Genomic DNA, 25,160 nt, shown 5'->3' with positions numbered 1-25,160 from the left:
AACAACAATGAAGACGGTTCTGTGCGGCGCGGCCTTCTTGGCCGTGATGGTCTTGCCGGCCGCGGCCGAAGCACCCTATGACCGCAATCTTGAAAAGGCGGCGCTAGGCATTGTTGCCGGCAAGATTGGCGATATTCGCGGCGGCTTTTCCTACAAGCAGGTGCCGCAGCTTGTGGCGCTGCCGGACCCCGCACCTCCGTCCGCTGTTGTGACCGAACATCCACGTGAACAGGCGCCGGGGAACCGGGACGATGGTCTGTCTCCCGCTGTCGAGCGCCAGGTTTTACGGACCATCTTTTAAAACCACATGTCGCGCACACAGCGGCCATCGCGGGGCAGATCGTCGTAAGTGTCGAGGCCATCGAAATGGTCGATCGGCAAGTCGGCGACGGCTTCGGGTGGTGCCAGCCGCACATTGACTGCGATCCGTATTCGGCCAGAATCGCTGGCGCGCAAGCCGCGCCATGCCAGCACGCAGGCGCATATCGGGCAGAACAGGATTTCAAGTGACGGCGTGTCCTTTCCGGCGCGCGTATAGCTGGCCGTCCGCCCTGAAACGCGAATACGTTCGTTGACATAATCATAGGCCCAGAGCGCGCCATAGCGGCGGCAAAGCGTGCAGTTGCAGGCCGTCACCGGGCCGGGATCGCCTTCCAGGGTCCAGCGGGCCGCGCCACAGTGGCAGGTTCCCATCAGCATTCGTCCTCCGTGTCGCGACAACAGTGGTCCTCCTCGACTAATATTCTGCCGGACCCAATGCGATGCGCGCAAGCCGCGGCTTGGCTCGCCGCACCAGCCGCTCTCGCACGACGTCACCTTGTTCGGTGTAATGTTCTTGCCTTCACCGCGGGCTTTCGTCAGAGAAGGCTGATGAATTCGCCTCTGCCAGCCAGCACACGCCAGCGGCTCGACGACCTGCTCGTCCAGCGCGGGCTGTTCGCCAGCCGCTCGCGTGCCCGCGACGCGGTCGAGCGCGGCACGGTGACAGTTGACGGCGCCATTGCCCGCAAGCCCGGTCAGAACGTTTCGCCGCAATGCCTTGTTGTCATCGATGATCCGGCGCAAGGCTATGTCTCGCGCGCGGCGCTCAAACTTATCGGCGGACTGGACCATTTCGGCCTCGACCCCGCTGGCCGCGAAGCCCTCGACATCGGCGCCTCGACAGGCGGGTTCACCCAGGTGTTGCTCGAACGCGGCGCCTCCCATGTCACGGCAATCGATGTCGGGCACGGCCAGACGCATCCTGATGTCGGCGCTGATCCGCGCGTAACCGTGATCGAAGGCCTGAACGCACGCGATCTCACGGCCGCCGATCTTGCCGGTCGCAGTCCGGATTTCATCGTTTCCGACGTCAGTTTCATCTCGCTGAAACTTGCGCTGCCACCGGCACTTGCTCTCGCCAAGTCCGGTGCCGGCGCGGTCTTTCTGGTCAAACCGCAATTCGAGGCGGGCCGCGAGGCGATCGGCAAAGGGGGGCTGTTGAAGGATCCCTTCGATGCGGCCCGCGTCGCGGGCCTGCTGCAGGATTGGCTGGATGCCGTTCCCGGCTGGCGTTCGCTCGGCCTGCATCTGTCGCCGATCGAAGGTGGCGACGGCAATCGCGAATTCCTGCTCGGTGGGGTCAAGGACCGATGAGCGCACGCTTCACAATACGAAAGCTCGGATCGCAGGGCGACGGTATCGCCGAAACCGAAAGCGGCGATCTGTTCATTCCCTTCACGCTGCCGGGCGAGACAGTCACCGCCGCGCGCGAAAGGGATCGTGCGGCGCTGATGTCGGTGCTGGAGGCCTCGCCGCTGCGCATCGAACCCGCCTGCCGCCACTTCACCGAATGCGGCGGTTGTGCCCTCCAGCATCTGGAAGCCGAAGCCTACCGACAGTGGAAGCGTGAAAAGGTGGTGCACGCATTGAAGGGCAAGGGCATCGAGTGCGAAATCGGAGAGTTGGTCGCCTCCGCGCCGCGGTCGCGCCGCCGTGTGGTGCTTGCCGCCCGGCGCACCGAAACAGGCATGTTGCTCGGCTTCAATCGCCATCTGTCGCCGGAGATCATCTCCATATCCGAATGCCCGATCTCACTGCCCGAGATCGTCGCGGCACTCGGCCAGCTGAGGGCGCTGGCCGAATTGATATGCGCCACCACCAAATCGTTCCGGATGGCGGTCACCGTTACGGGTTCCGGCCTCGACATCGCGGTGCATGAGTCCGGCAAGTTAGGCGAACACCAGCGCCGTATCGCCGCCAATTTTGTCATTGCACAGGGCTTTGCCAGACTGTCCATCGATGACGAGATCGTCATTGAGCCAAGGAAGCCGGTCGTCATGTTCGGCAGCGTCGCGGTGGCGCTACCGCCGGGCGCCTTCCTGCAGGCGACCGAGGCAGCCGAACGGACCATGGCCGAGATCGTCGGCGGACATCTGAAGCGTGCAAAAAGGGTCGCCGACCTTTTTGCCGGTTGCGGCAGCTTCGCCTTGCGGTTGGCCGCGACGTCGGAAGTGCACGCGGTCGAAGGCGATGCGGCCGCACTTTCGGCGCTCGACCGGGGATCCCGCTTCGCGACAGGCATCAAGCGGGTGACGGGCGAGCGTCGCGACCTGTTTCGCCGGCCACTGACGTTCAAGGAGTTGAACGCCTTCGACGGCTTGGTCTTCGATCCGCCGCGCGCCGGTGCCGAGGACCAGTCGAAGCAGATCGCCCGCTCGGATGTTCCATTCATTGCCGCGGTGTCCTGCAACCCGGTAACGCTGGCTCGCGACCTGCGCATCCTCATCGACGGCGGCTACACCTTGAAAAGCGTGACGCCGATCGACCAGTTCCTGTGGTCGCCCCATGTCGAAGCGGTCGCGCTGCTGGGGAAGCCGAAGCGGCGGCGGTAGTTCACGACCGCCGGTTCGCACGAAATTTCTGAAGCCTCTGTTCTTTCGACGGAATTGCGCCCTAAAGCCGCCTTTGTGCGGGCTCCTAATTTCGCATCTTTGGGAAACATTTCGGCCTATTCGTCGTTACTAATATGAATCGATGGCGATAGCGGACATGCAGGCGCTTCAGAAATTCATCGGCCTCATCGTTGTTCTTATCTTTTTCGCGGTCAGCTCCGCGACCGGAGCCCTCGCGCAAGGTGAAAAGCGCCTGGGGTTCGTCATCGGCAATGGCGCGTATCAGTCCGGCGAGCTAGCCACCGCCGCCAATGATGCGGGCCTGATCGCGCAGACCTTGCAGGCGGCGGGGTTCGATGTGGTGGGGGCGCGCGATGTCGATCAGGAATCGCTGCGCGGCGCATTGCGTGATTTCCTCGGCAAGGTCTCCGCCGCCGGTCCCGACGCGATTGTCTTCGTCTATCTCGCCGGCCACGGCGTGCAGTTCGAAGGCGAGAATTACTACTTGCCGATCGATGCCCAGATTGCCAGTCCAGCCGACGTGCCGCTTCAGGCGATGCGGCTCTCCGATGTCACCAAGTCGCTGGCCGGATTGCCGACGAAGGTCAACATCGTCGTGCTCGACGCGGCGCGGCCAAATCCCTTCCCGAAGTGGAAAGAGCCGCTGGCCGGCGGCCTTGCGTTGGTCGATCCCGATCCGAACATGCTGATTGCCTTCAACGCCGCTCCCGGAACGGTCGCGCCCGAAGGCAAAGGCCCCTACGGCGCTTATGCTCAGGCGCTGGCCGAGATGATACGCGAGGGCGGATTGTCGCTTGACGACGTGTTCGACCGCACACGACTGCGCGTCAACGAGGTGACGCAAGGTGCGGAAGTGCCGTGGAACGTCTCGAAAATCACCACGCCGTTCGTCTTCTTCGACCGTGCCGCGGACGCGCCCGCACCCAAGGTTTCGGAGGCCGAATCCCGGTCCAATCGGACCAGGGCGATCCGCGACTTCAACGCTCATGACGCCTATGTCGCGGCTCTCGACCGCGACACGATGCGCGGCTACGAGGATTTCCTCGGCGCTTATCCACACGATCCGATGGCCAAGCGCGTGCGCGCCATCATCGCCGCGCGGCGCGAGGCGATGACGTGGCGCGAGACCTGGCTGCAGGACACGCCGGAAGCCTATTGGTCTTATCTGCGGCGCTATCCGCATGGTCCGCATGCTTGGGACGCGCGCCGGCGGCTCGAACATTTCGATGCGGCCCTGGAGCCGCCGGAGGAATTCACCGTCTATGAATATGATTTGCCGCCGCCGCCGGAGGAGGAAATCGTCTACGTCGACAGGCCGGTGCTCTATTTCGACGATCCCGATTTCGACTTCGAACCGCCGCCGCCGATCGCGGTGATCTTCCTGCCGCCGCCGCCGCCGGATTTCGTCGTGCTGGTGGCGCCGCCGCCGCCGGTAGACGTCTTCGTCCTGCCAACGCCGGTGTTCGTGCCGATACCTGCGTTCATCAACCCGCCGCGTCACATCGTGCCGCCGCCGAACGACATCATCTTCAACAACATCCACAACACGACCGTCATCAACAACATCAACACGACGATCAAAAACGAGACCATCAATCACAATGCCCAAGGTGGCCTCACTACAGGCCAGAACACGGCCGGAGGCACGGTTGGGGCCGGCTCGGCTGCACTGGCGGCCAAGGTCGCGCTGCCGCCGCTGCTGAAAAAGAGAGCGGCCATGTCCGGTCAGGCCCCGTCCAGTCAGCAACAGGGTGGCTTGCCGCAGAAGCCTGGCCAGCGTGTGATACAGGGCCAGCAGCCTGGTGCCGCGACTCCGCTGTCGAAGGACTTGTCGACCGGCAAGCTTGAAACCGACCACGCCCTGCCAGGAGCCAACGGTAAAAAGCTGCCGCTCGTCAACGGTAAGCCGGCGCTGAACGGTGAGAATTTGCCCAGCAACAGGTCCAGGCAGCAGCTTGGCAAGCAAGGCATCGTGGGCGGGAACCAAGAGGCGACCGGAAATGCCGGTGCTGCTGTTGCCGGAGAGCAGGGCACGGCTCAGCAGAAGGGCAAGAAGTTCCGCAAGCTGCCGACCGTCAACGGTGCTCCGGCCGAGAACGGGCTGAGTGCCGAGGAGAGGTTCAGGAAAAACAATCCGAACGCCTTCTCCGACCAGAACACCGGCAAACCGAAAAAGCTGACGCGCAGGGACTTGTCCGCCGGCCAGTCCGCTGTCGAATCGAACGATCAGGGCCTGGCCAGTGGAAAGGACAAGGGCAGGAAGTTGCGCAAGGTGCCGACCGTCAACGGTGCGCCGGCCGAAAATCGGCCTGGCGTGCAGGAGCGGCTCAGGAAGAACAATCCGGAGGTGTTCTCCAACCAGGATCAAGGCCCGGCCAGCGGAAACGACAAGAGCAGGAAGTTCCGCAGACTGCCGACCGTCAACGGTGAGCCAACCGACAACGGATCGGGCGTGCAGAAACGGTTCAGGAGGAACAATCCGGCCGTCTTCTCCGACGAGAATCAGGGCTCCGCCAGCAGGAACGACAGGGGCAGGACGTTGCGCCGGCTGCAGAACAGCGAACAGGGCGCCGCCGGCCCGGAGGTTAACGTCCAGCGCAACCTCAGGATCAGGCCGAATGAGAATGCGCAGCGTCAGTTGAGGCCGGAAAGGCCTAACGAGCAGGTGCTCCGGCCGCAGAGATCGGAGCCGAAGCCGGAATTCCGCGCGCAGCCGAGACAGCAGATGCAAGAGCGGCGTCTCCCGCAGGAGCAGCCGCCACAGCAGCTCAAGAAGAAGCCGTCTTGCGGACAGCAGGGCGAACCGGCCTGCAACCAGTAAGCTGTCGCGGCCGGTCACCTTCCCGTTCGCGGGGCGCACATCCCGCCCATGACCTTGCGAGAGAGGGGATCGCTGGTTTGTGGCGCGTCAGCCTGTCAAAGGCGGTTCGCTCCGGCCGCTCAAACTACGAGCTTGGCGGCATCCGTCAGGTTTTTGGCGTGCCGCCTCGCTGGTTGAGCGAAACCCAGATGTTCGGGTTCTGTTGCGATTGGCGTTTCAGGAAATAATAGCCGGTTGCATTCCAGGGACGGATTTCGTCGACCATATTGTCTAGGATGAGATCGCCCTTGTCGGTCTTCACCGTCAGGATGGTGTGACCCTCATTGTTCAGGTCGCGCACCACCGTCATCAGCAGCGCCTGCCGGGGAAATCCCGCCTCCCGAAGAAGCTTGCGCTTGTAGAGCGCGTAGATCTTGCAGTCGCCCTTGCCGTCCACCGGATAGTCCCAGTGGTCCATCGTCGTGCCCCAGTGATCGTAGTTGCTGACGGGCTTGATGGAGCGGTTCGCCTTTTGGTTTATCCGTTTGAGGATGCTCAGGTTCTGCGCTGTCAGCCTGACGCTCGTGGCGGGCAGGGCCGGCACCTTGCACTCTTTCGGCCGGCGATGGCAGAAATCGACCCAGCCATACGGAACGCTGGTGCGTCCCCCGACCGCGACTGAGTTTGCACCGGCCGCAGGTTGCGTCGATGTTCGCTTGAACCATGTCGACTGCGCCGCCGCCGGACTGACACAGAGCGACGAAACACCAACCAACGAAACGACGCCAAAGAGGAAAGAAGAGGTCAGGACGTGAGGGAAACGCAGCACTGCCAACACCACCACAACGAGAAGACTTGCGACAAGCTAATGCGCAAACGCCAATTCGGGCAATTGAACAATTAATAATATCCTAACACGATTGTGTTTCGCATAAGGCAGAGGTTGCCGCGCCGTAGGTTGGCATCAATCGCGAGCATGGCCCTGATGCGCTTCAGCGCGTACACCCGGGTCCATATCCTTCAATGTTTTTGGCCTGCCGGCGTGCTGCAGGATTCCAAACACGTCCTGCGGCCGCGTCGGAGCAAAGGCCGGCAGCGGTTTCAGATGGACGTCCTCTGGCGCGTTCCCGGATTTGGACACGATGGCTGCACGCCCGGAAAATATCGTTGGCGGGCGATGATTCCAGAACGCCCCGACGCCTCAGACCCTCGTGCCGCCGACTGTCATCTGGTTCATCCTCAGATGCGGCTGGCCGACGCCGACGGGTACGCCCTGGCCGGCCTTGCCGCACATGCCGATGCCATTGTCGAGCTTCATGTCGTTGCCGACCATCGTGACGCGGTGCATGGCGTCAGGCCCGTTGCCGATCAGCATGGCGCCCTTGATCGGCTGCGTCACCCTGCCGTTCTCGATCATGTAGGCCTCGGTGCAGCCGAACACGAATTTGCCCGACGTGATGTCGACCTGGCCGCCGCCGAAGGAGACGGCATAGATGCCGTTCTTGACGGAAGCGATGATCTCGTCCGGCTCCATGTCGCCTGAGGTCATGTAGGTGTTGGTCATGCGCGGCATCGGCTGGTGCGCATAGCCTTCACGCCGGCCATTGCCGGTGGCTTTCATGCCCATCAGCCGCGCGTTCTGCCGATCCTGCATGTAGCCGACCAGCTTGCCGTCCTCGATCAAAACGTTGCGGGCCGAAGGCGTGCCTTCGTCGTCGACGGTGAGCGAGCCGCGCCGTTCGGGGATGGTGCCGTCGTCAACGACAGTGACGCCCTTGGCGGCCACCTGCTGCCCCATCAGGCCGGCGAAGGCCGAGGTCTTCTTGCGGTTGAAGTCGCCTTCCAGTCCGTGCCCGACGGCTTCGTGCAGCATCACGCCCGGCCAGCCGCTGGAAAGTACGATGTCGAAAGTGCCGGCCGGTGCCGGGATCGCCTCCAAATTGACCAGCGCCTGCCGGAGCGCCTCCCTGGCGGCGTGCTTCCAGCTATCCTCGATCAGGAAGTCGCCGAACGCCTTGCGTCCACCCATGCCATAGGAGCCGCTCTCCTGGCGGTCGCCGTCGCCGACGACGACCGAGACGTTGACGCGGACCAGCGGCCTGATATCGCGTACCATCTGGCCGTCGGCGCGCACTATCTCGACATGCTGCCAGGATGCGGCGATCGAGGCCGTCACCTGGCGCACGCGTGGATCCTCGGCGCGCAGCCAGGCGTCGATTTCCTGCAGCAGCTTCCCCTTGGCCTCGAAGGAAGGCGAGGGGATCGGGTTCTCGTCGCCATAGAGATGGCGGTTGGTGCGGGCGGGGGCTGCGGCAAGCGTCCCAGAATAGCCACCCTTGACGGTCGACACGGCTTCGGCCGCGCGCAGCAGCGATGCCTCGGACAGGTCGCTGGAATGGGCGTAGCCGCTGGCTTCGCCCGCGACCGCACGCAGGCCAAAGCCCTGGTCGGTGTTGAAATTGGCGGTCTTGAGCCGGCCGTTGTCGAACATCAGCGCTTCGCTTTCGCTGTATTCGAGGAAAAGCTCGCCGTCGTCTGCACCCTTGATGGTATCGGCGACGATCTGCTTGATGCGGTCGTCTGAAATGTCGAATTGGCCGATCAGGCTGTTCATGGCGCGTCCGTCCGTGGGATGATTGCTTTCCCCCGATGTAGGCGTGAAGCCGCGCCCACACAATCGGCAATGAAGATCAGTGCCGACGAATGACATCGTACGGTTGATGCAAGCCATGCTTCTGGGTCGGCAAAAGCCGCGTCCAGGTCTGATTCAGCGTCCAAGTCTTGTTCAGCGCAGGGCCGCGATCAGGGCAGGGCGGCAAAGCCGTCGGCGAAACCCTTGAGGTCGACCGGGATGCCGATGCCTTCCTCAGGCGTCTGGAAGACGATGAACGTTGCCGACGTGCCGGTCTTCAGCGTGTCGAGCAGCGGCTTTTCGAGAATGACCTCGGCGTAGCAGCCGTCCTGGAAGCAGCGCACGAAATAGGCGCGGCCGATGTCCTTGCCGTCGACGTTGAGGCCGAGCCCGTTCGGCAACAGCACGCCGAGCGGCGCCAGCACGCGCAGGATCTCGGCCTTGTTGTCGGCGGTGCGCAGCACGACGACCGAAAGCCCCATCTCCGGACGGTCCTCGGCGACGACGTTCTGCATCATCACGCATTGTTCCGCGGTGGCGCCGGCCGGCGTGTCGCAGATGATCGACCACGCGCCATGCGTCGAGCGCACCGTGCCGCTCGGCTGGGCGGCATTGGCCTGACCGGCGACGAACAGGCCGACCGCGGACAGGACGGCGAGAAACACGGCGTTCGCCAGGGTTCTCGAAAGTCCCGGTCGCGTATGCCTCAGTCTCGAAAGCCAAGAGTTCATGACGGCTCCATTGCGAATCACGGCACTTTAAGCCGCGCCAATACCAAGTAAAGGACGAGACCGCGGCCGGACTGTCCCGAAACAGGCAATACAGCGCTTTTCCCTGCCAAATTCGCCTGAATTACGACGCTTTGCGGGCGCCGCCAGCATAGGGCGGACAGACCGCCGAACATACTCGATTCGCTACCGTGGCCATTGCCCTGGAAGAGCTATGTCAGCTTGCGCGCAAAAATGCCGCACGGTTTCGACCGCTCCTTTCTTGCGGAGGGAAAAAGAGTATGGTTTGAACCAGCTTGAGACTGTCGGGATTCCCGTCCCGGCATTGTTCGTTATTCTCGTTGGCACCGCCGCGAGGAACTGGGAGACGAAGAGGGCGATGAGAAATTTCCTAGCTAGCGCCAGGTTTCTAGCAAGTGCCAAGTTTCTGAGTGCTTGTGCCGCTGCCACGATTTTTGCAGGCACATCCGCCCATGCCGATCAGCCCGTGGAGTGGGAGACCACCTTCCAGGCGCCGGCGACCGACATGATGCGGCAGATCGAGTGGTTCGGAAACTACACGATGTGGTTCATCGTTCCGATCACCATTCTGGTGCTGCTTCTCCTTGCCTACTGCATCGTGAGGTTCCGCGCGAGCGCCAACCCGGTTCCCTCCAACACCAGCCACAACACGCTGATCGAGGTGATCTGGACCGTCGGCCCGGTCGTCGTCCTGCTCTGTCTCGCCATTCCCTCGTTCCAGCTCTTGACCGCGCAATACACTCCGCCGGAAGAGGCCAAGCTGACGGTCAAGGCGACCGGCAACCAGTGGAACTGGGATTACGAATACCAGACCGACAACACGCTCGCCTTCAACTCCGCTATCCTCCAGGACGGTGACCGCGCCGCCGCCGGCAAGGAGGACCGCAAGGCCTATCCGCGCCTGCTCGCTGTCGACAATGAGCTGGTGGTGCCGGTCAACACAATGACCCGCGTGCTCGTCACCGCGACCGATGTGATCCACTCTTTCGCCATGCCGTCCTTCGGTATCAAAATCGACGCCGTTCCGGGGCGCACCAACGAGACCTGGTTCAAGGCGGAGAAGGAAGGCCTGTATTATGGTCAGTGCTCGCAACTCTGCGGCAAGGATCACGCCTTCATGCCGATCGCCATCCGTGTCGTCTCGGATGCGCAATTCAAGACCTGGCTGGCGGCAGCCAAGACCAATCTGCCGGGCGCCAACAAGACGCTCATGGCCGAGGTCGATGGCCAGAACAAGGTAGCGGCCGCCGGCAATTGATGTCGCGGGTTAGCAAGATTTAGGGAACGGAGCGGAACATGGCAGACGCTGCAGCTCACGACGGGCACGACCATAAGCCGTATCATGGCTGGGTGCGGTGGGTTTATTCGACCAACCACAAGGACATCGGTACGCTCTACCTGATCTTTGCGATCATGGCCGGCATCATCGGCGGCGCGCTTTCGGTCGCCATCCGCATGGAGCTGCAGGAGCCTGGTATCCAGATCTTCAGCGGCCTGGCGCAGATGGTCTATGGCATGAACGGTGACGCCGCGATCGACGGCGGCAAGAGCATGTACAATGCCTTCGCAACCGCGCACGCCCTGATTATGATCTTCTTCATGGTCATGCCGGCGCTTATCGGCGGTTTTGCCAACTGGATGGTGCCGATCATGATTGGCGCTCCCGACATGGCGTTCCCGCGCATGAACAACATTTCGTTCTGGCTGCTGCCGCCGGCGTTCATCCTGCTGCTCACCTCGATGTTCGTTCCGAGTGCGCCTGGCGCCTTTGGCGTGGGCGGCGGCTGGACGCTCTATCCGCCGCTGTCGACTTCGGGCCAGCCCGGACCGGCCATGGATCTGGCGATTCTGTCGATCCACATCGCCGGCGCCTCGTCGATCCTCGGCGCCATCAACTTTATCACCACCATCTTCAATATGCGCGCGCCCGGCATGACCCTGCACAAGATGCCGCTGTTTGCATGGTCGGTGCTGATCACCGCATTCCTGCTGCTGTTGTCCTTGCCGGTTCTGGCCGGTGGCATCACCATGCTGCTCACCGACCGCAACTTCGGCACGACGTTCTTCGCGCCTGATGGCGGTGGTGACCCGATCCTGTTCCAGCATCTGTTCTGGTTCTTCGGTCACCCGGAAGTCTACATCCTGATCCTGCCGGGCTTCGGCATTATCAGCCACGTCATCTCGACCTTTTCGCGCAAGCCGGTGTTCGGTTATCTCGGCATGGCTTACGCGATGGTCGCGATCGGCGCCGTCGGCTTCATCGTCTGGGCGCACCACATGTACACGACCGGCCTGTCGCTCGACACGCAGCGCTATTTCGTCTTCGCCACCATGGTCATCGCGGTGCCGACGGGCGTGAAGATCTTCTCCTGGATCGCAACGATGTGGGGCGGGTCGATCTCATTCAAGACGCCGATGCTGTGGGCGCTGGGCTTCATCTTCCTGTTCACCATCGGCGGTGTCACCGGCGTCCAGCTGGCCAATGCCGGCCTCGACCGGTCGCTGCATGACACCTATTTCGTCATTGCCCACTTTCATTACGTGCTGTCGCTGGGCGCGGTGTTCGCCATCTTCGCGGGCTGGTATTACTGGTTTCCGAAGATGACCGGCTACATGTATTCGCCTGTCATCGCCAACACCCACTTCTGGGTCACCTTCGTCGGCGTCAACCTGATCTTCTTCCCGCAGCATTTCCTCGGCCTCGCCGGCATGCCGCGCCGCACCATCGACTATCCCGACGCGTTTGCGGGCTGGAACTATGTGTCGTCCATCGGTTCTTATATCTCGGCCGTCGGCGTCCTGATCTTCCTCTACTGCGTGTTCGAAGCGTTCCAGAAGAAGCGGGTGGCCGGAGCCAACCCATGGGGCGAGGGCGCAACGACTCTCGAATGGCAGCTGCCTTCGCCGCCGCCCTTCCACCAGTGGGAGCAGCTGCCGAAGATCAGGTAAGGCGGCTCCCCTCGAATGCAAAACCGCCGGTCCGCCGGCGGTTTTGGCCAACGGAATAATGGACTTGAGTACGCATGGCCCTAGTCGACAAGACCAGCATTGACGAAGCGGGCTTCCGCATGTCGGAAGCGACGGCGGGCGATTTCTTCGCCCTCCTGAAGCCGCGCGTCATGTCGCTGGTGGTGTTCACCGCCTTTGTCGGGCTAGTCGCGGCACCGGTGACCATCAACCCGCTGCTGGCGGTGATAGCCATCCTGGCTATTGCGATTGGGGCCGGCGCCTCGGGTGCTCTCAACATGTGGTACGACGCCGACATCGATGCGGTGATGACCAGGACCGCCAGCCGCCCAATCCCGTCCGGTCGTATCCAGCCGCACGAGGCGCTCAGCTTCGGCCTGGTCCTTTCGGTCCTGTCGGTGATGACGCTCGGCGTGCTGGTCAACTGGCTGGCCGCGACGCTGCTGGCCTTCACCATCTTCTTCTATGCCGTCGTGTACACGATGTGGCTGAAACGCTCGACGCCGCAGAACATTGTCATCGGCGGTGCCGCGGGCGCCATCCCGCCGGTTATCGGCTGGGCCGCGGCGACCGGATCGGTCAGCCTGGAAAGCATCATCCTGTTCCTGATCATTTTCCTGTGGACGCCGCCGCATTTCTGGGCGCTCGCGCTGTTCAAGTCCGAGGACTATGGCCGCGCCGGCATCCCGATGATGCCGAACGTTGCCGGCCATGCATCGACCCGCCGTCAGATTTTCGCCTACGCAGTGGTGCTGGCCCCGGTCGGCGTGCTGCCCTGGCTGCTCGGCTACACGACGCCATTCTATGGCGTGGCCGCTCTGCTGCTGGGCGTTGGTTTCGTCTGGTATGCCTGGAAAGTGCTTGGCATGGCCGACGACGACCGCGCCATGAAGCCGGCCAAGGCCCTGTTCGCCTATTCGCTGCTCTATCTCTTCGCCATCTTCGCCGCCTATCTGGCCGACTGTGTCGTCGAACGCGCGCTTGCCATGGGTGGGGCATGACTATGGTCGAGAAAGAACTCGAGATGGTCACCTTGACCGATCGCCAGAAGAAGGCCCAGCGCAGCCGTTCCATTGCGATAGGCTTAGCGCTGGCTCTGCTGGTCGTGATTTTCTACATCGCCACGATCGTGAAGTTCGGCCACAATTTGTCGGGCAAGATGTGATGAGCGTCGAGACGCCCAGAAAGACGGCCGGCAAGACCAGCAACCGCGCCGTCGCGGCCGTCTGCCTCGCCTTCTTCACCGGCATGATCGGCATGGCCTATGCAGCCGTGCCGCTCTACAAGATGTTCTGCCAGGCGACCGGTTACGGTGGTACCACGCAGCGTGTCGAGAGGCAGTATGCCGGCCGCGTGCTTGACCGCGAGGTCACCGTCCGCTTCGACGCCAACATTGCCGGCGTGCCTTGGGAGTTCCAGCCGGTCCAGCGCTCGATGACCATGAAGATCGGGCAGACCGTGCAGGCGCACTATCAGGCGACCAACAAGTTCAATCGCCCCGTCACAGGCCGCGCCACCTTCAACGTGCAGCCGGAACTGGCCGGTCCGTACTTCAACAAGGTCGAATGCTTCTGCTTTACCGACACGACGCTGAAGCCCGGCGAGACGCTGGACATGCCGGTCCTGTTCTATGTGGACCCCGACATCGTGAATGTGCCGGAACTGAAGGACATCAAGACAATCACCCTGTCCTATACGATGTTCCCGGTCGAGAAGAACAAGCCGGTCGCCTCCTCGGAGCCGGCCAAGGGCAATAGCAAGACAGTTTCAGATACCGAAGGAAATCTCGGGGGTTGATATGGCAGACGCTCACGCAAAACCACACCATGACTACCATCTCGTCGACCCTAGCCCGTGGCCCTTCGTGGGATCGGTCGGAGCGCTTGTCACCGCTTTTGGCGGTGTCTGCCTCATGGAATACCTGAAGGGCGGCTCCTTCCCGATCTTCGGCTTCAACATCGCCAATCCGTGGCTGTTCTTCATCGGCATCGTGATCGTCCTGTACACCATGTTCGCCTGGTGGTCTGACACGATCAAGGAAGCGCATGAGGGCCACCACACGCGCGTCGTGTCGCTCCACCTGCGCTACGGCATGATCATGTTCATCGCCTCGGAGGTGATGTTCTTCGTCGCCTGGTTCTGGGCCTATTTCGATGCCAGCCTTTTTGCCGGGGAGGTGCAGAACTACGCGCGCCACACGTTTACCGGTGGTGTCTGGCCGCCGAAGGGCATGGAGGTTCTCGATCCCTTCCATCTGCCGCTTTACAACACCGTCATCCTGCTGCTGTCGGGCACCACGGTCACCTGGGCGCATCACTCGCTCCTCCATGGCGACCGCAAGGGGCTGGTCAACGGCCTGGTGCTGACCGTCGGCCTCGGTATGCTGTTCACCATGGTGCAGGCCTACGAGTACATGCACGCGCCGTTCGGCTTCAAGGATTCCATCTACGGCGCCACCTTTTTCATGGCGACCGGCTTCCATGGCTTCCATGTCATCATCGGCACCATCTTCCTGCTGGTCTGCCTGATCCGCGCGATGAAGGGCGACTTCACCCCCAAGCAGCATTTCGGCTTCGAGGCGGCCGCCTGGTACTGGCACTTCGTCGACGTGGTCTGGCTGTTCCTGTTTGCCTCGATCTACGTCTGGGGATCGGTCGGCGCGGTGATCGAAGGTCACTGATCCCGCCTTTGGGATTCGATTTAGGGAGGCGGCCGCGGCGACGTGGCCGCCTTCTTCTTTTCGGTGCTATGATCGCCGATCGATGGAAGATGCGGCTGATCTCGGTAATTTTCGCGTTTATCGTCTTGGCATTCCCGGCTCTTGCCGGTGACAGGGTCGATCTGAGGAGGCACGCAATGTCGATCCCGGCGGCATGATCATGATCCACGGCCAGCCGAACGGCTTCGGCCGGTGGGGCTGGCTGCTTCAATTGGTCGACTGGACCGATGGCTGCATTGGGGTTACGGACTCCGACATGGACGAAATCTGGGCAATGGTGGCCGATGGGACGCCGATCGATATCGGGCAATGACCGTGAATGAAGACAACCATGAGTGAAGATAGGGCGATCTGGCCTCCGATCGATCCGATCTCGGCCGGCCTGCACGGCCGTTGCCCGCGTTGCGGCGAGGGGCGGCTGTTCTCCGGCTTTCTCACCGTCGGCAAGCGTTGCGTCAATTGCGGCCTCGACTATTCCTACGCCGATGCCGGCGACGGGCCGGCGGTCTTCGTCATCCTGATCATCGGCTTCATCATCGTCGGCCTGGCGCTCTGGGTCGAGGTGACGCTGAGCCCGCCGCTCTGGCTGCATCTGCTGATATGGATCCCACTGGCCCTGGTGCTGTGCCTGACGGCGCTCCGGTTGATCAAGGGCGTGCTGCTCACCCTGCAATACCGTAACAAAGCGGCCGAGGGTCGGCTGGACCGCGGCGAATGAGCGAGGCTTCCGTCAACGTCGGCGGCCGTTCGCGGCCGAGATCTGCACTCTTGTTCGCCCTTGGCCTTGTGCTGTTCTTGGTCTTGCTGGCGCTCGGCACATGGCAGGTCCAGCGCCTGCACTGGAAGGAAGGCCTGCTGCAGACCATCGACCAGCGCACGCATTCGGCGCCGCTGCCGCTGGCCGAGGTCGAGAAGGAATTCGCCTCGACCGGCGACGTCGACTACACGCCGGTCACTGTCACCGGCACTTTCCTGCATTCCGGCGAACGGCATTTCTACGCGACCTGGCAAGGGGATGCCGGGTTCAATGTCTACACGCCGCTGGCCCTTGACGATGGCCGTTTCGTTCTGATCAACCGTGGCTTTGTGCCCTACGACCTCAAGGACGCCGCCAAGCGCGCCAAGGGACAGGTGGCGGGCAAGGTCACGGTCACCGGGCTTGCCCGCAACCCGCTTCCGGCAAAGCCCTCCATGATGCTTCCCGACAATAACGTGGCCAAGAACATCTTCTACTGGAAGGACCGCGACGTCATGGCCGCGAGCGCCGGCCTGTCTGCCGGCTTCACGCTGGTGCCGATCTTCATCGATGCCGACAAGACGCCAAATCCAGGCGGCCTGCCGGTCGGAGGCGTCACCATCATCGATCTGCCGAACAGCCATCTGCAATATGCTTTCACCTGGTACGGGCTTGCCGCGGCGCTTGCCGCCGTACTCATCCTACGGCTTCGCCGGCCGGCGAAAGAGGACTGAATACGAGCGATACCCTTGACAGGGCAGGGGTGGGCACCTCATTTCGGCGCTGACGAACCGGCAGGATTTAATGCTTCACACAATCGCCAAGCCTCCTCTGACGATCCGGCTCTGCCAGCCGCGCGGTTTTTGCGCGGGCGTCGACCGTGCCATCCAGATTGTCGTGCTGGCACTGAAGAAATATGGCGCGCCGGTCTATGTCCGCCACGAGATCGTGCACAACCGCTATGTTGTCGAGGGGCTGCAAAGCCTCGGCGCCGTCTTCATCGAGGAACTTTCCGAAATTCCGGCCGAACACCGGCAGTCGCCGGTCGTCTTTTCGGCGCACGGCGTGCCCAAGTCGGTGCCGGCGGACGCGCAGGCGCGCAACCTGTTCTATCTCGACGCAACCTGTCCGCTGGTCTCCAAGGTCCACAAACAGGCGATGCGTCACCAGCGGCTTGGCCGCCACGTTCTGCTGATCGGCCATGCCGGGCACCCCGAGGTGATCGGCACCATGGGGCAGTTGCCGGAAGGCGCGGTAACGCTGATCGAGACCGAAGCCGATGCCGCCCGGCTTGTGCCGGCCGATCCCAAGGCACTCGGTTTCGTCACCCAGACCACGCTCTCGGTCGAGGATACCGCCGGCATCATCCGCGCACTGCAGGAGCGCTTTCCGGACCTTCAGGCGCCGGCGGCGGAATCGATCTGCTACGCCACCACCAACCGCCAGGAGGCGGTCAAGGACACCGCCCCGGGTGCTGACCTCTATCTGATCGTCGGCGCTCCCAATTCCTCGAATTCGCGCCGCCTCGTCGAAGTTGCGGAACGCGCCGGCGCCGCCATGTCGCTTCTCGTGCAGCGCGCCGCTGAAATTCCGTGGAATGAGATCGGCGGCATTTCGACGCTTGGCCTGTCGGCCGGGGCATCGGCGCCGGAGATCATCGTCGACGAGATCATCGACGCGTTCCGCCAGCGTTTCGATGTGACCATCGACCTGGCCATCACGGCCACCGAAACAGAGGATTTTCCGGTCATGCGGGTATTGCGCGATGTCGAACTGACGCCGGCCGACATGGCTTTCGTCAACGGGGCCGCGTGAACGGCCATGGCGGTCTATACAGACGTTGCGGAGGGCGAACTCGGCGCTTTCCTGAAGCACTACCCGGTCGGCGATCTCCTGTCCTACAAGGGCATCGCCGAGGGCACCGAGAATTCGAACTTCCTGCTGCACACCTCCAGCGGCTCCTACATCCTGACGCTCTATGAAAAGCGGGTCGAGAAGAAGGATCTGCCGTTCTTCCTCGGGTTGATGGGGCACCTCGCAAACAAAGGGGTGTCCTGCCCGCTGCCGGTGACCGCGCATGACGGCAGCGTCATCGGCACGCTGGCCGGCCGGCCGGCGGTCATCATCACCTTTCTCGAAGGGCTTTCGCTGCGGCGACCGGCCGCGACGCATTGCGCCGAGGTTGGCAAGGCGCTGGCCGCGCTGCATCTGGCTGGCGCCGATTTTTCCATGAGGCGCCCGAACGCGCTCGCTCTCGATGGCTGGCGCAAGCTTTGGGATGCGTCTCGCGAGCGCGCCGACGAGGTCGAGCCGGGCCTTGCGGCCGAGGTCGATGCCGACTTCGCCGATTTCGAGCAGAACTGGCCCAAGGGCCTTCCCGAGGGCATCATCCATGCCGATCTTTTCCCGGACAATGTCTTTTTCCTGGGCGAGAAGTTATCGGGGCTGATCGATTTCTATTTCGCCTGTGACGATCTCTACGCCTACGATGTCGCCACCTGCCTCAATGCCTGGTGCTTCGAGAAGGATTTTTCCTTCAATCTCACCAAGGGCAAGGCATTGCTTGCCGGTTATCAGAGCGTGCGCCCCCTGAGCGCGGAGGAGAAGGCGGCGCTGCCGATGCTGGCGCGCGGCTCGGCGCTACGCTTCATGCTGACCCGGCTTTACGATTGGCTGACCGTCCCCGATGGCGGCCTGGTGATGAAACGCGATCCGACCGAATACATCAGAAGAATGCGGTTCCATCGGGCGATCAGGTCTCCTTCGGAATATGGATTGGCATGAGCAAGCAGGTTGAAATCTTTACCGATGGCGCCTGTTCAGGCAATCCCGGCCCCGGCGGCTGGGGCGCCATCCTGCGCTTCAACGGCACCACCAAGGAGCTTTTCGGCGGCGAGGCCGAGACCACCAACAACCGCATGGAATTGCTGGCGGCCATTTCAGCGCTGAACGCCTTGAAGGAGCCTTGCACGGTCGAGCTTCATACCGACAGCAAATACGTCATGGACGGCATTTCCAAATGGATCCATGGCTGGAAGAGGAATGGCTGGAAGACCGCCGACAAGAAGCCGGTCAAGAACGGCGAGCTCTGGCAGGCGCTGGACGAGGCCAACCGGCGCCACAAGGTCACCTGGAACTGGGTGAAGGGCCATGCCGGCCATACCGAGAACGAGCGTGCCGACGAACTGGCAAGGGAAGGCATGGCGCCGTTCAAGAAGGGACCTTTCAGGCCGGCGGTGTCGGCACCGAAGCCCGATACCCAGGCAAAGCAGCCGCTGGTCACGAAAGCACGTCGTTCGACCCAGAGCTATTGAGCTTCTGTTCGCGGCGGCTGACCGGCCGGAGAATTTCTGTCATGCCGATCGCCTACTACATCACCCATCCTCAGGTTCAGATCGACGCCACTATTCCGGTACCGGATTGGGGCCTGTCCGACATCGGCCGGGCCAGGGCGCACGCAATGCTGAACCAGCCGTGGATCGCATCGATCGGACATGTGGTGTCGTCGGCCGAACGCAAGGCCATCGAAACCGCCGAAGTGCTCGGGCGGCATCTAAATCTTGCCGTAGAGGTGAGGCAGCGGATGCATGAGAACGACCGGTCGGCGACGGGTTTCCTGCCGCCTCCGGAGTTCGAGGCGGTCGCCGATCAGTTCTTCGCCAATCCGCACGAAAGCATCCGTGGCTGGGAGCGGGCCATCGACGCGCAGCAGCGCATCGTGAGCGAGGTCGAGGCCGTGCTCGATGCCGGCGGCGCCGGCAACATTGCTTTTGTGGGCCATGGAGGCGTGGGAACACTCCTGCTGTTGTCGCTGAGTGGCAGCCAGATCAGCCGCGAAGCGGATCAGCCGGCGGGCGGCGGCAATTATTTTGCTTACAATATCGGTGCGCGCCACGTTATCCATGGATGGCAGCCGATCGACAGGCTGGAACAGCCCTGATTTTAACGGATCAGCAGCGCCGTAACCCAAAGGCCGAGCGCGAACACCGTGTGCGAGACCAGATTGAGGGCGCGGATCTGCATCGGGTTCGGCCGCTTTGAAGCCGCCCAGCCGGCGCCCATGCCTGGCGCCAGCAGGAACCACCCGGCGCCGACGGTGACGATGCCGAGGATGAAGGCCGGCAGGAAGGTCGGGGAGGCCAGCCAGCCTGCGCCCGCCAGCACCACCAGGATAATGCCGTAGACGATGCCGACGAAGTAATGGAAAGCCCAGCCCAGCGCCTTCTCATGGACGTAGGGCGCCGCATCACCGATATCGTCATGAAACACCTTGTCGCCGAGGTGCCAGACCCAGCGCCCGACCGGCCCCCAGTTCGGCCGTGGCTGGCCAAACGCCTTGTGCAGGAAAAAGGCCCAGACGTCCATCAGAACGGTGGCGCCGACGCCGATCGCGATAGCGCGCCAGAAGATATCAAACATCGTTGATCCCCCGAAAATCGGCAGTTCTGGAGCGCAGCCGCATGTCGGGCGAGGCCAGCCGTTGCGGCCTCGCCTGACCGGCCGTCGAAGCTCAGAGCTGGCCGAGAATATGAGCCGCGCCTGACTCATCGACACCGGGTTTGGTCTCGACATTGAGCGCGGTGACCTTGCCGTCGTCGATAATCATCGAAAAACGCTTCGAGCGCAGGCCCATGCCGCCACCGGAGTAGTCCGCGTCAAGACCGACCGCCTTGGCGAAATCGCCATTGCCGTCGGCGAGGAACAGGATCTTGCCTTCGCCGCCGGTGAAGCGCGCCCAGGCGCCCATGACGTGGACGTCGTTGACTGAAACGACTGCGATAGTGTCGACGCCGCGCGCCAGGATCGCATCATGGTTCTCGAGATAGCCGGGCAGATGGTTATTGCTGCAGGTCGGCGTGAAGGCGCCGGGAACGCCGAACAGCACCACTTTCTTGCCCGGAAAAATCTCGGCCGACGTGATCGGCTTCGCGCCGTCGGCTGTCATGGTCTTGAAGGTCGCCTCGGGCAGCTTGTCGCCAACGGAGATGGTCATGAGTTCCTCGCTTGGGGAATGGGAAGGACGCGTGCTTGCCTAGCGAACTCGGTGGCTTCCTGCAACCATCGCGGCAGTAGCTTCAGTACATGTCGCCCAAAGTGCGCAGCGGTCTTGGGCTGACGACATGTACAAGAAGATGACCTTGGAGCGCATCGTACGGATTCGTTTCAATACGACGCGCTTTAAGGGAAAGGCAGCAGCCCTTCGACCGCGCCCGCCGAACTCGTCAGCGTGTAGTGGAGCCCGCCGTCCGTCGGCGTCGTCGAGGGGCGATCGAGGATCGGCACGGTGAAGATCAACTTGCCGTCTTTTTCCGCGCGGGAGGAGGTGCCGAACATATAATCGCGCTCGCCGGCGACGAAGAAATCCGCTGCCTGCGGATCGCCAGGGAAGCTCGCCTCGACAACCAGCGTTTCGTGATCGCCCGGCAGCACCTTGACGCCAAAATCGGGTTTTGCAGGTGCCGGCAATGCCGTGAAACTCGCCTTTACCAATGCCGCGTCGTCGGCATTGTCGGGATCGGAAGCTGGGTCGACGCTCAGCCGTGTCTGCACCGGGATGCAGATGGTTTCACAAATGCCGAGAAAAATGTCGGCATCGATGACGGCCGGCTGGTCCGGCGTCGCCAGCGTGAACGTCACCGGCAGCGAAACCGGATAGTTGTAGCCGGCCCATTTGCCATAACCATCGTCGTGGCGCTGCGGTGCGGGAAACGACAGTGTCGCATCGGCGATATTGGTGCTGGCCGAAATGTCCAGCTGTGGCGGCACACCTGCGTCACCCGGGTCGCGCCAGTAAGTCTTCCAGCCGGGTTTGAGCGCGATATCGAGAACACCCTGGATGCGGCCGGCGTCGTCCGGCTTGCCGCTGGTCACCAGCCGCACCTTGCCGCCCTCGCTGTTGTACCAGGCTGATGAGGAGGCGGTGGCGGGGAGGGCGACCGCCAATCCGATGGCAGTGCCGAGCAACAGGATTTTCAAGCTTTGCATGGCGATGATTTGAGCGTCCCTTCGTGGCCACGCAATGATTTCATGGCCCTTGCCGATATCATATTTGCGTGACCTGCGCGGACAAGCCAAGGCCGGCCCCGCAATGTGGGCTTTGGTCGAATCCGGTACTGCGCATCTTTTCGGCGCCCGGGAAACGCGTTACGCTCCCTGGCATGGATTTGTTGCGCCACAAGAAGACAGCCGCCGGACGCGGCTTTCTCGACGATCAGTTCCTGATTGCCATGCCCGGCATGAAGGACGACCGTTTCACGCGCTCGGTCATCTACATCTGCGCCCACAGCGATGAAGGCGCGATGGGCCTGATCATCAACCAGACGCAGCAGATGCTGTTTCCGGACCTTTTGGTGCAGCTCGGCATCATGAACGAGCTGGAGGCGATTCGCCTTCCGGCGCAGGCGCGCGATTTCGTCGTGCGCAATGGCGGGCCTGTCGACCGCAGCCGGGGCTTCGTCCTGCATTCGGGCGACTACCGCGTGGACTCCTCGCTCACCGTTTCCGACGACATCTGCCTGACCGCGACCGTCGACATATTGCGGGCGATATCGTCAGGGCGAGGGCCGCGCCGCGCGCTGATGGCGCTCGGCTATTCGGGTTGGGGCGCCGGCCAACTGGAAACCGAGATCGCCGAGAATGGCTGGTTGACCTGCCCGGCGACGCCGGAATTGCTGTTCGACGCCGATATCGAGCGCAAATACGATCGCATACTCGCGTCGATCGGCATCGATCTCGCCCATCTCAGCCTGGCCGCCGGACACGCCTGAGATTCTCTCAGGCCTGGGTCAGCGGATACTGCTCCTTCAGTGTCTTCAGCACCTGGTCGCCCGGCATCGGCGCGCCGAACATGAAGCTCTGCACATATTCGCAGCCCATCTGACGCAGCTCCAACGCATCGCGCTCGTCTGATATGCCTTCGGCGACCACCGACAGGCCGAGCTCATGCGCCATGTTGACCATGGATTTGAGCAGCACCGCGCGTTTTGGCGTGCTGTCGTCGACGAAGCTCTTGTCGATCTTGATGGTGTCGAACGGGAACCGCGTCAGATAGGCGAGTGATGAATAGCCGGTGCCGAAATCGTCCAGCGACAGGCCGATGCCGAGCTGCTTCAGCTTGGTCAGTACGTGGGCCGTCTGCTCGGGATTGTCCATGACCAGGGATTCGGTGAGTTCGAGCCGGAAGCAGCGCGGCTTCAAATTGGCGCGCGCGATCACGGAACGCACATCGCTGACGAGGTCGCGGCGGATGAGCTGGCGGCTGGACAGGTTGACCGAGACCGACAGCGGCGCGTCGCCGATCTGCTTTTGCCATCCTGCGAGATCCTCGGCTGCCTGCTGCATGGCAAACAGCCCAAGCTGCACGATCAGCCCGCAGCTTTCGGCGACCGGGATGAAATCGGCCGGCGGGATCATGCCGCGGCGTGGATGGTCCCAGCGCAGCAACGCTTCGAAGCCGGCGACGCTGCCGTCTTCCAGGCGCACGATCGGCTGATAGGCCAGCGTGAATTCGCGCCGTTCGATGGCGCGACGCAGGTCGGATTCGAACTGCAGACGGTCGGTGCCGACTGTGCGGAAAGCCGGCCGGAACGGCTCGATCCTGTCGCCGCCGAAACGCTTGGCCTGATGCATGGCGAGCTCCGCATCCTTGACCATGTCCTCGGCCGAGGTCTGCGCCGAGGTCCAGGTGATCAGGCCGATCGAGGCGGTCAGCACGATCTCGCGCTTGGCAAAGGTGATCGGATTGTTGATCGCATGCTTGATCGCATCGGCCACGCCGGCGATGCGGGCGGGATCCTGCTCGGACAGCAGCATCAGCGCGAACTGGTCGCCGGCGAAGCGCGACAGCGAATCCTTCGGCTTCAACAGCCGGTGCAGGCGCCGCGCTATGGTGAGCAGGATGGTGTCGCCGGCCGAGATGCCGAGCCCATCATTGACCTGCTTGAAGCGGTCGATGTCGATCACGAAGACGGTCGGCCGCACCTTCTCTTCGGTGCGGGCGATCGAGATGATCGCCTCCAGCCGGTTCATGAACAATTCGCGGTTCGGCAGGCCGGTCAGATTGTCGTGCACGGCGTCGTGCAGCAGCCGCTCCTCGGATTTCTTTTGTTCGGTTACGTCGACCATGGTGCCGACGCAGCGGATCACCTCGCCGTCCGACCCGATCACCGGGCGCGCGCGCAGGGCAAACCAGTGATAGTGCCCGTCGGCGCCGCGCAGGCGGAAATTCTGCGCCACCTTGCCGCGGCGATGCTCCAGAACGACGTCGAGCGTCGTGCGGAACGTGTCGCGGTCATCGGCATGCAGCACCGGCAGCCAGTTGCGCGCGGCACCGCCCAGGCTGTTGGGGGCAAGGCCGAGCTGGATGCTGACATCGGGTTTGGTCACCACGCGGTCGCGCAGCACGTCCCAGTCCCACACCGTATCGCCCGACCCGGCGACGGCCAGCGCCTGTCGCTCGAGATCGGAGAACAGCCCCTGATGCAGCGCACCGCCTGCAAAGGCGTGCTGCATGACGGTGAAGCCGATCAGCAGGATGATCAGGATCAGCCCACCGCCGAGCGCCGGCTGGGCGATGTCGTTGTCGAGCATGCCGGTGATCGCCATCCACGATCCGCATAGCCATAACAGCACCATGACCCAACTGGGCACCAGCATGATCGCTCGGTCATAACCACGAATACCGAGGAAGATGATCAGGCCGAGCCCGGTCAGCGCCGTGGCGGCAAACGAGATGCGGGCGATGCCGGCGGCAACCGCCGGATCGACGATGGCGACGCCGGCGATCAGCAGCAGGCCCAGAATCCAGACCAGGGCGCCATAGCTGAAATGGCCATGCCATCGGTTGAGGTTGAGATAAGCGAACAGGAAGACCACGAAGGTCGCCGCCAGCGCCACCTCCGTTCCGGCCCGCCACATTTGCTCGTTGCCGGGCGAAATCTCGATGACCTTGTTGAGGAAGCCGAAATCGACGCAGATATAGGCAAGCACCGCCCACGCAAGGGCCGCCGTCGCCGGGAACATCGACGTGCCCTTGACGACGAACAATATGGTCAGGAACAGCGCCAGAAGGCCTGCGATGCCGATGACGATGCCACGAAACAGCGTGTAGGAATTGACCGAGTCCTTGTAGGATTCCGGATCCCAGAGGTAGACCTGCGGCAGCTTCGGCGAGGCAAGCTCGGCGATGAAGGTGATCACCGTGCCGGGGTTCAGCGTCACCCGGAACACGTCGGCGTCGGGGCTGGTCTGGCGGTCGAGCGCGAAGCCTTCGCTGGGCGTGATGGCCGCGATGCGCGTCGAGCCCAGATCCGGCCAGAAGATGCCGGAATTGACCAGCCGGAAATGCGGCGCGACAATCAGCCTATCGAGCTGCTGGTCGGTGGTGTTGGCGAGCGCGAAAACCGCCCAGTCACCGGTCGAGCGGGCATCGTTGGCCTCGACCTCGATGCGCCGCACGATGCCGTCCGGCCCGGGCGCGGTCGACACCTGGAAGTTCTCACCCTGGTTGCGGTAGATCTCGACAGCGCGCGAAAGGTCGAGCGCGACATCGTCGCGCGCAATCTTGATGGGTTCGACGGCAAAGGCCGATGAAGCGGCGCACAGCGTCAGCATCGTCGCCAGCAGAACGGCGATCAGCGGCCCGTTTCGCAGGAAATTCGTCAA

25 protein-coding genes and 1 pseudogene are annotated in these 25,160 nt (G+C 62.8%); 18 read left to right on the top strand and 8 right to left on the bottom strand.

Annotation, left to right across the window (positions count from 1 at the left end; genetic code table 11):
* The first annotated feature begins 7 nt into the window (after nucleotides 1–7).
* On the top strand, nucleotides 8–301 hold the full coding sequence (locus tag FJ941_RS29025; RefSeq protein WP_140882931.1) for a hypothetical protein: 294 nt from the start codon (nucleotides 8–10) through the stop codon (nucleotides 299–301).
* On the opposite strand, the gene FJ941_RS18635 is transcribed toward FJ941_RS29025, so the two are convergent.
* Nucleotides 298–699, bottom strand: a complete 402-nt coding sequence (locus FJ941_RS18635) for a GFA family protein (protein WP_140507809.1) — start codon at nucleotides 697–699, stop codon at nucleotides 298–300. The two genes, FJ941_RS29025 and FJ941_RS18635, sit on opposite strands and share 4 nt — an antisense overlap.
* A 171-nt stretch (nucleotides 700–870) precedes the next feature.
* Between FJ941_RS18635 and FJ941_RS18630 the strand changes: the two genes are divergently transcribed.
* From FJ941_RS18630 to FJ941_RS18620, 3 genes are all read left to right on the top strand, one after another.
* Nucleotides 871–1,635 carry a TlyA family RNA methyltransferase gene (locus FJ941_RS18630; RefSeq protein ID WP_140507807.1) on the top strand — a complete coding sequence of 255 codons (765 nt, stop codon included), beginning with the start codon at nucleotides 871–873 and terminating at the stop codon, nucleotides 1,633–1,635.
* Nucleotides 1,632–2,873 carry a class I SAM-dependent RNA methyltransferase gene (locus FJ941_RS18625; protein ID WP_140507805.1) on the top strand — a complete coding sequence of 414 codons (1,242 nt, stop codon included), beginning with the start codon at nucleotides 1,632–1,634 and terminating at the stop codon, nucleotides 2,871–2,873. Before FJ941_RS18630 ends, FJ941_RS18625 begins: the two co-directional genes overlap by 4 nt.
* Before the next feature lie 157 nt (nucleotides 2,874–3,030).
* Entirely contained in the window at nucleotides 3,031–5,715 is a 2,685-nt protein-coding gene (locus tag FJ941_RS18620) for a caspase domain-containing protein (protein ID WP_140507803.1), read from the top strand.
* A gap of 145 nt (nucleotides 5,716–5,860) precedes the next feature.
* Here FJ941_RS18620 and FJ941_RS18615 read toward each other — a convergent pair whose 3' ends face one another.
* From FJ941_RS18615 to FJ941_RS18605, 3 genes are all read right to left on the bottom strand, one after another.
* Nucleotides 5,861–6,523 carry a transglutaminase-like cysteine peptidase gene (locus tag FJ941_RS18615; RefSeq protein WP_181169864.1) on the bottom strand — a complete coding sequence of 221 codons (663 nt, stop codon included), beginning with the start codon at nucleotides 6,521–6,523 and terminating at the stop codon, nucleotides 5,861–5,863.
* Nucleotides 6,524–6,895: 372 nt separating this feature from the next.
* The gene (gene tldD, locus FJ941_RS18610) at nucleotides 6,896–8,308 is read right to left on the bottom strand and encodes a metalloprotease TldD (RefSeq protein ID WP_140507800.1); all 1,413 of its coding nucleotides are present in this window, start codon (nucleotides 8,306–8,308) and stop codon (nucleotides 6,896–6,898) included.
* Nucleotides 8,309–8,496: 188 nt separating this feature from the next.
* Nucleotides 8,497–9,057, bottom strand: a complete 561-nt coding sequence (locus tag FJ941_RS18605; protein WP_181165837.1) for an invasion associated locus B family protein — start codon at nucleotides 9,055–9,057, stop codon at nucleotides 8,497–8,499.
* A gap of 259 nt (nucleotides 9,058–9,316) precedes the next feature.
* Here FJ941_RS18605 and coxB point away from each other — a divergent pair, with 259 nt between their 5' ends.
* From coxB to FJ941_RS18540, 13 genes and pseudogenes are all read left to right on the top strand, one after another.
* Nucleotides 9,317–10,333: a cytochrome c oxidase subunit II gene (coxB, locus tag FJ941_RS18600; RefSeq protein WP_181165836.1), complete on the top strand. Its 1,017-nt coding sequence runs from the start codon at nucleotides 9,317–9,319 to the stop codon at nucleotides 10,331–10,333.
* 38 nt (nucleotides 10,334–10,371) lie between these two features.
* A complete protein-coding gene (gene ctaD / locus FJ941_RS18595; RefSeq protein ID WP_140507797.1) occupies nucleotides 10,372–12,024 on the top strand; it encodes a cytochrome c oxidase subunit I in 1,653 nt (550 codons plus the stop codon).
* A 74-nt stretch (nucleotides 12,025–12,098) separates the two neighbouring features.
* On the top strand, nucleotides 12,099–13,043 hold the full coding sequence (locus FJ941_RS18590; protein ID WP_140507795.1) for a heme o synthase: 945 nt from the start codon (nucleotides 12,099–12,101) through the stop codon (nucleotides 13,041–13,043).
* The gene (locus FJ941_RS18585; RefSeq protein ID WP_210242224.1) at nucleotides 13,040–13,207 is read left to right on the top strand and encodes a hypothetical protein; all 168 of its coding nucleotides are present in this window, start codon (nucleotides 13,040–13,042) and stop codon (nucleotides 13,205–13,207) included. Before FJ941_RS18590 ends, FJ941_RS18585 begins: the two co-directional genes overlap by 4 nt.
* Entirely contained in the window at nucleotides 13,207–13,839 is a 633-nt protein-coding gene (locus FJ941_RS18580; RefSeq protein WP_140507791.1) for a cytochrome c oxidase assembly protein, read from the top strand. Before FJ941_RS18585 ends, FJ941_RS18580 begins: the two co-directional genes overlap by 1 nt.
* A gap of 1 nt (nucleotide 13,840) precedes the next feature.
* Nucleotides 13,841–14,722, top strand: coding sequence for a cytochrome c oxidase subunit 3 (locus FJ941_RS18575; RefSeq protein ID WP_027142360.1), 882 nt, complete (start codon nucleotides 13,841–13,843; stop codon nucleotides 14,720–14,722).
* Nucleotides 14,723–14,888: 166 nt separating this feature from the next.
* A pseudogene (locus FJ941_RS18570) lies at nucleotides 14,889–15,074 on the top strand (L,D-transpeptidase family protein); the annotation flags it as partial.
* 18 nt (nucleotides 15,075–15,092) lie between these two features.
* Nucleotides 15,093–15,479: a DUF983 domain-containing protein gene (locus FJ941_RS18565; protein ID WP_027142361.1), complete on the top strand. Its 387-nt coding sequence runs from the start codon at nucleotides 15,093–15,095 to the stop codon at nucleotides 15,477–15,479.
* Nucleotides 15,476–16,231: an SURF1 family protein gene (locus tag FJ941_RS18560; protein WP_140507790.1), complete on the top strand. Its 756-nt coding sequence runs from the start codon at nucleotides 15,476–15,478 to the stop codon at nucleotides 16,229–16,231. Before FJ941_RS18565 ends, FJ941_RS18560 begins: the two co-directional genes overlap by 4 nt.
* Before the next feature lie 70 nt (nucleotides 16,232–16,301).
* Nucleotides 16,302–17,312 (top strand): 4-hydroxy-3-methylbut-2-enyl diphosphate reductase, encoded by a 1,011-nt coding sequence (ispH, locus tag FJ941_RS18555; protein WP_140507789.1) that lies wholly within the window; start codon nucleotides 16,302–16,304, stop codon nucleotides 17,310–17,312.
* A gap of 6 nt (nucleotides 17,313–17,318) precedes the next feature.
* Nucleotides 17,319–18,281: a homoserine kinase gene (locus tag FJ941_RS18550; RefSeq protein WP_140507787.1), complete on the top strand. Its 963-nt coding sequence runs from the start codon at nucleotides 17,319–17,321 to the stop codon at nucleotides 18,279–18,281.
* A complete protein-coding gene (gene rnhA / locus FJ941_RS18545; RefSeq protein WP_140507785.1) occupies nucleotides 18,278–18,811 on the top strand; it encodes a ribonuclease HI in 534 nt (177 codons plus the stop codon). Before FJ941_RS18550 ends, rnhA begins: the two co-directional genes overlap by 4 nt.
* Before the next feature lie 41 nt (nucleotides 18,812–18,852).
* Nucleotides 18,853–19,437 carry a histidine phosphatase family protein gene (locus tag FJ941_RS18540; protein WP_140507783.1) on the top strand — a complete coding sequence of 195 codons (585 nt, stop codon included), beginning with the start codon at nucleotides 18,853–18,855 and terminating at the stop codon, nucleotides 19,435–19,437.
* Nucleotides 19,438–19,439: 2 nt separating this feature from the next.
* Here the strand turns inward: FJ941_RS18540 and FJ941_RS18535 are convergent, their stop codons facing one another.
* The 3 genes from FJ941_RS18535 to FJ941_RS18525 form a co-directional block, all read right to left on the bottom strand.
* On the bottom strand, nucleotides 19,440–19,916 hold the full coding sequence (locus FJ941_RS18535) for a DUF2938 domain-containing protein (RefSeq protein WP_140507781.1): 477 nt from the start codon (nucleotides 19,914–19,916) through the stop codon (nucleotides 19,440–19,442).
* A gap of 91 nt (nucleotides 19,917–20,007) precedes the next feature.
* Nucleotides 20,008–20,490, bottom strand: a complete 483-nt coding sequence (locus FJ941_RS18530; protein WP_015318782.1) for a peroxiredoxin — start codon at nucleotides 20,488–20,490, stop codon at nucleotides 20,008–20,010.
* Between the two features lie 185 nt (nucleotides 20,491–20,675).
* Complete coding sequence (locus tag FJ941_RS18525; RefSeq protein ID WP_140507779.1) at nucleotides 20,676–21,482, bottom strand: protein-disulfide reductase DsbD domain-containing protein; 807 nt, start codon at nucleotides 21,480–21,482, stop codon at nucleotides 20,676–20,678.
* A gap of 173 nt (nucleotides 21,483–21,655) precedes the next feature.
* Between FJ941_RS18525 and FJ941_RS18520 the strand changes: the two genes are divergently transcribed.
* Complete coding sequence (locus FJ941_RS18520) at nucleotides 21,656–22,264, top strand: YqgE/AlgH family protein (protein WP_027142370.1); 609 nt, start codon at nucleotides 21,656–21,658, stop codon at nucleotides 22,262–22,264.
* A 7-nt stretch (nucleotides 22,265–22,271) separates the two neighbouring features.
* Here the strand turns inward: FJ941_RS18520 and FJ941_RS18515 are convergent, their stop codons facing one another.
* Nucleotides 22,272–25,160, bottom strand: a complete 2,889-nt coding sequence (locus FJ941_RS18515; protein WP_140507778.1) for an EAL domain-containing protein — start codon at nucleotides 25,158–25,160, stop codon at nucleotides 22,272–22,274.

The organism is Mesorhizobium sp. B2-3-13 (genome assembly GCF_006442195.1).
Taxonomy (GTDB): domain Bacteria; phylum Pseudomonadota; class Alphaproteobacteria; order Rhizobiales; family Rhizobiaceae; genus Mesorhizobium; species Mesorhizobium salmacidum.
Note: the sequence above shows the minus strand (reverse complement) of the source record. Positions and strands in the feature narration are given on the sequence as shown.

What these genes read in the sequence shown, in the direction of transcription:
- FJ941_RS29025 (WP_140882931.1), top strand. Translation starts at nt 8, where the DNA reads ATGAAGACGGTTCTGTGCGGCGCGGCCTTCTTGGCCGTGATGGTCTTG.
- FJ941_RS18635 (WP_140507809.1), bottom strand. Translation starts at nt 699, where the DNA reads ATGCTGATGGGAACCTGCCACTGTGGCGCGGCCCGCTGGACCCTGGAA.
- FJ941_RS18630 (WP_140507807.1), top strand. Translation starts at nt 871, where the DNA reads ATGAATTCGCCTCTGCCAGCCAGCACACGCCAGCGGCTCGACGACCTG.
- FJ941_RS18625 (WP_140507805.1), top strand. Translation starts at nt 1,632, where the DNA reads ATGAGCGCACGCTTCACAATACGAAAGCTCGGATCGCAGGGCGACGGT.
- FJ941_RS18620 (WP_140507803.1), top strand. Translation starts at nt 3,031, where the DNA reads ATGCAGGCGCTTCAGAAATTCATCGGCCTCATCGTTGTTCTTATCTTT.
- tldD (WP_140507800.1), bottom strand. Translation starts at nt 8,308, where the DNA reads ATGAACAGCCTGATCGGCCAATTCGACATTTCAGACGACCGCATCAAG.
- FJ941_RS18605 (WP_181165837.1), bottom strand. Translation starts at nt 9,057, where the DNA reads ATGAACTCTTGGCTTTCGAGACTGAGGCATACGCGACCGGGACTTTCG.
- ctaD (WP_140507797.1), top strand. Translation starts at nt 10,372, where the DNA reads ATGGCAGACGCTGCAGCTCACGACGGGCACGACCATAAGCCGTATCAT.
- FJ941_RS18590 (WP_140507795.1), top strand. Translation starts at nt 12,099, where the DNA reads ATGGCCCTAGTCGACAAGACCAGCATTGACGAAGCGGGCTTCCGCATG.
- FJ941_RS18585 (WP_210242224.1), top strand. Translation starts at nt 13,040, where the DNA reads ATGACTATGGTCGAGAAAGAACTCGAGATGGTCACCTTGACCGATCGC.
- FJ941_RS18580 (WP_140507791.1), top strand. Translation starts at nt 13,207, where the DNA reads ATGAGCGTCGAGACGCCCAGAAAGACGGCCGGCAAGACCAGCAACCGC.
- FJ941_RS18575 (WP_027142360.1), top strand. Translation starts at nt 13,841, where the DNA reads ATGGCAGACGCTCACGCAAAACCACACCATGACTACCATCTCGTCGAC.
- FJ941_RS18565 (WP_027142361.1), top strand. Translation starts at nt 15,093, where the DNA reads ATGAGTGAAGATAGGGCGATCTGGCCTCCGATCGATCCGATCTCGGCC.
- FJ941_RS18560 (WP_140507790.1), top strand. Translation starts at nt 15,476, where the DNA reads ATGAGCGAGGCTTCCGTCAACGTCGGCGGCCGTTCGCGGCCGAGATCT.
- ispH (WP_140507789.1), top strand. Translation starts at nt 16,302, where the DNA reads ATGCTTCACACAATCGCCAAGCCTCCTCTGACGATCCGGCTCTGCCAG.
- FJ941_RS18550 (WP_140507787.1), top strand. Translation starts at nt 17,319, where the DNA reads ATGGCGGTCTATACAGACGTTGCGGAGGGCGAACTCGGCGCTTTCCTG.
- rnhA (WP_140507785.1), top strand. Translation starts at nt 18,278, where the DNA reads ATGAGCAAGCAGGTTGAAATCTTTACCGATGGCGCCTGTTCAGGCAAT.
- FJ941_RS18540 (WP_140507783.1), top strand. Translation starts at nt 18,853, where the DNA reads ATGCCGATCGCCTACTACATCACCCATCCTCAGGTTCAGATCGACGCC.
- FJ941_RS18535 (WP_140507781.1), bottom strand. Translation starts at nt 19,916, where the DNA reads ATGTTTGATATCTTCTGGCGCGCTATCGCGATCGGCGTCGGCGCCACC.
- FJ941_RS18530 (WP_015318782.1), bottom strand. Translation starts at nt 20,490, where the DNA reads ATGACCATCTCCGTTGGCGACAAGCTGCCCGAGGCGACCTTCAAGACC.
- FJ941_RS18525 (WP_140507779.1), bottom strand. Translation starts at nt 21,482, where the DNA reads ATGCAAAGCTTGAAAATCCTGTTGCTCGGCACTGCCATCGGATTGGCG.
- FJ941_RS18520 (WP_027142370.1), top strand. Translation starts at nt 21,656, where the DNA reads ATGGATTTGTTGCGCCACAAGAAGACAGCCGCCGGACGCGGCTTTCTC.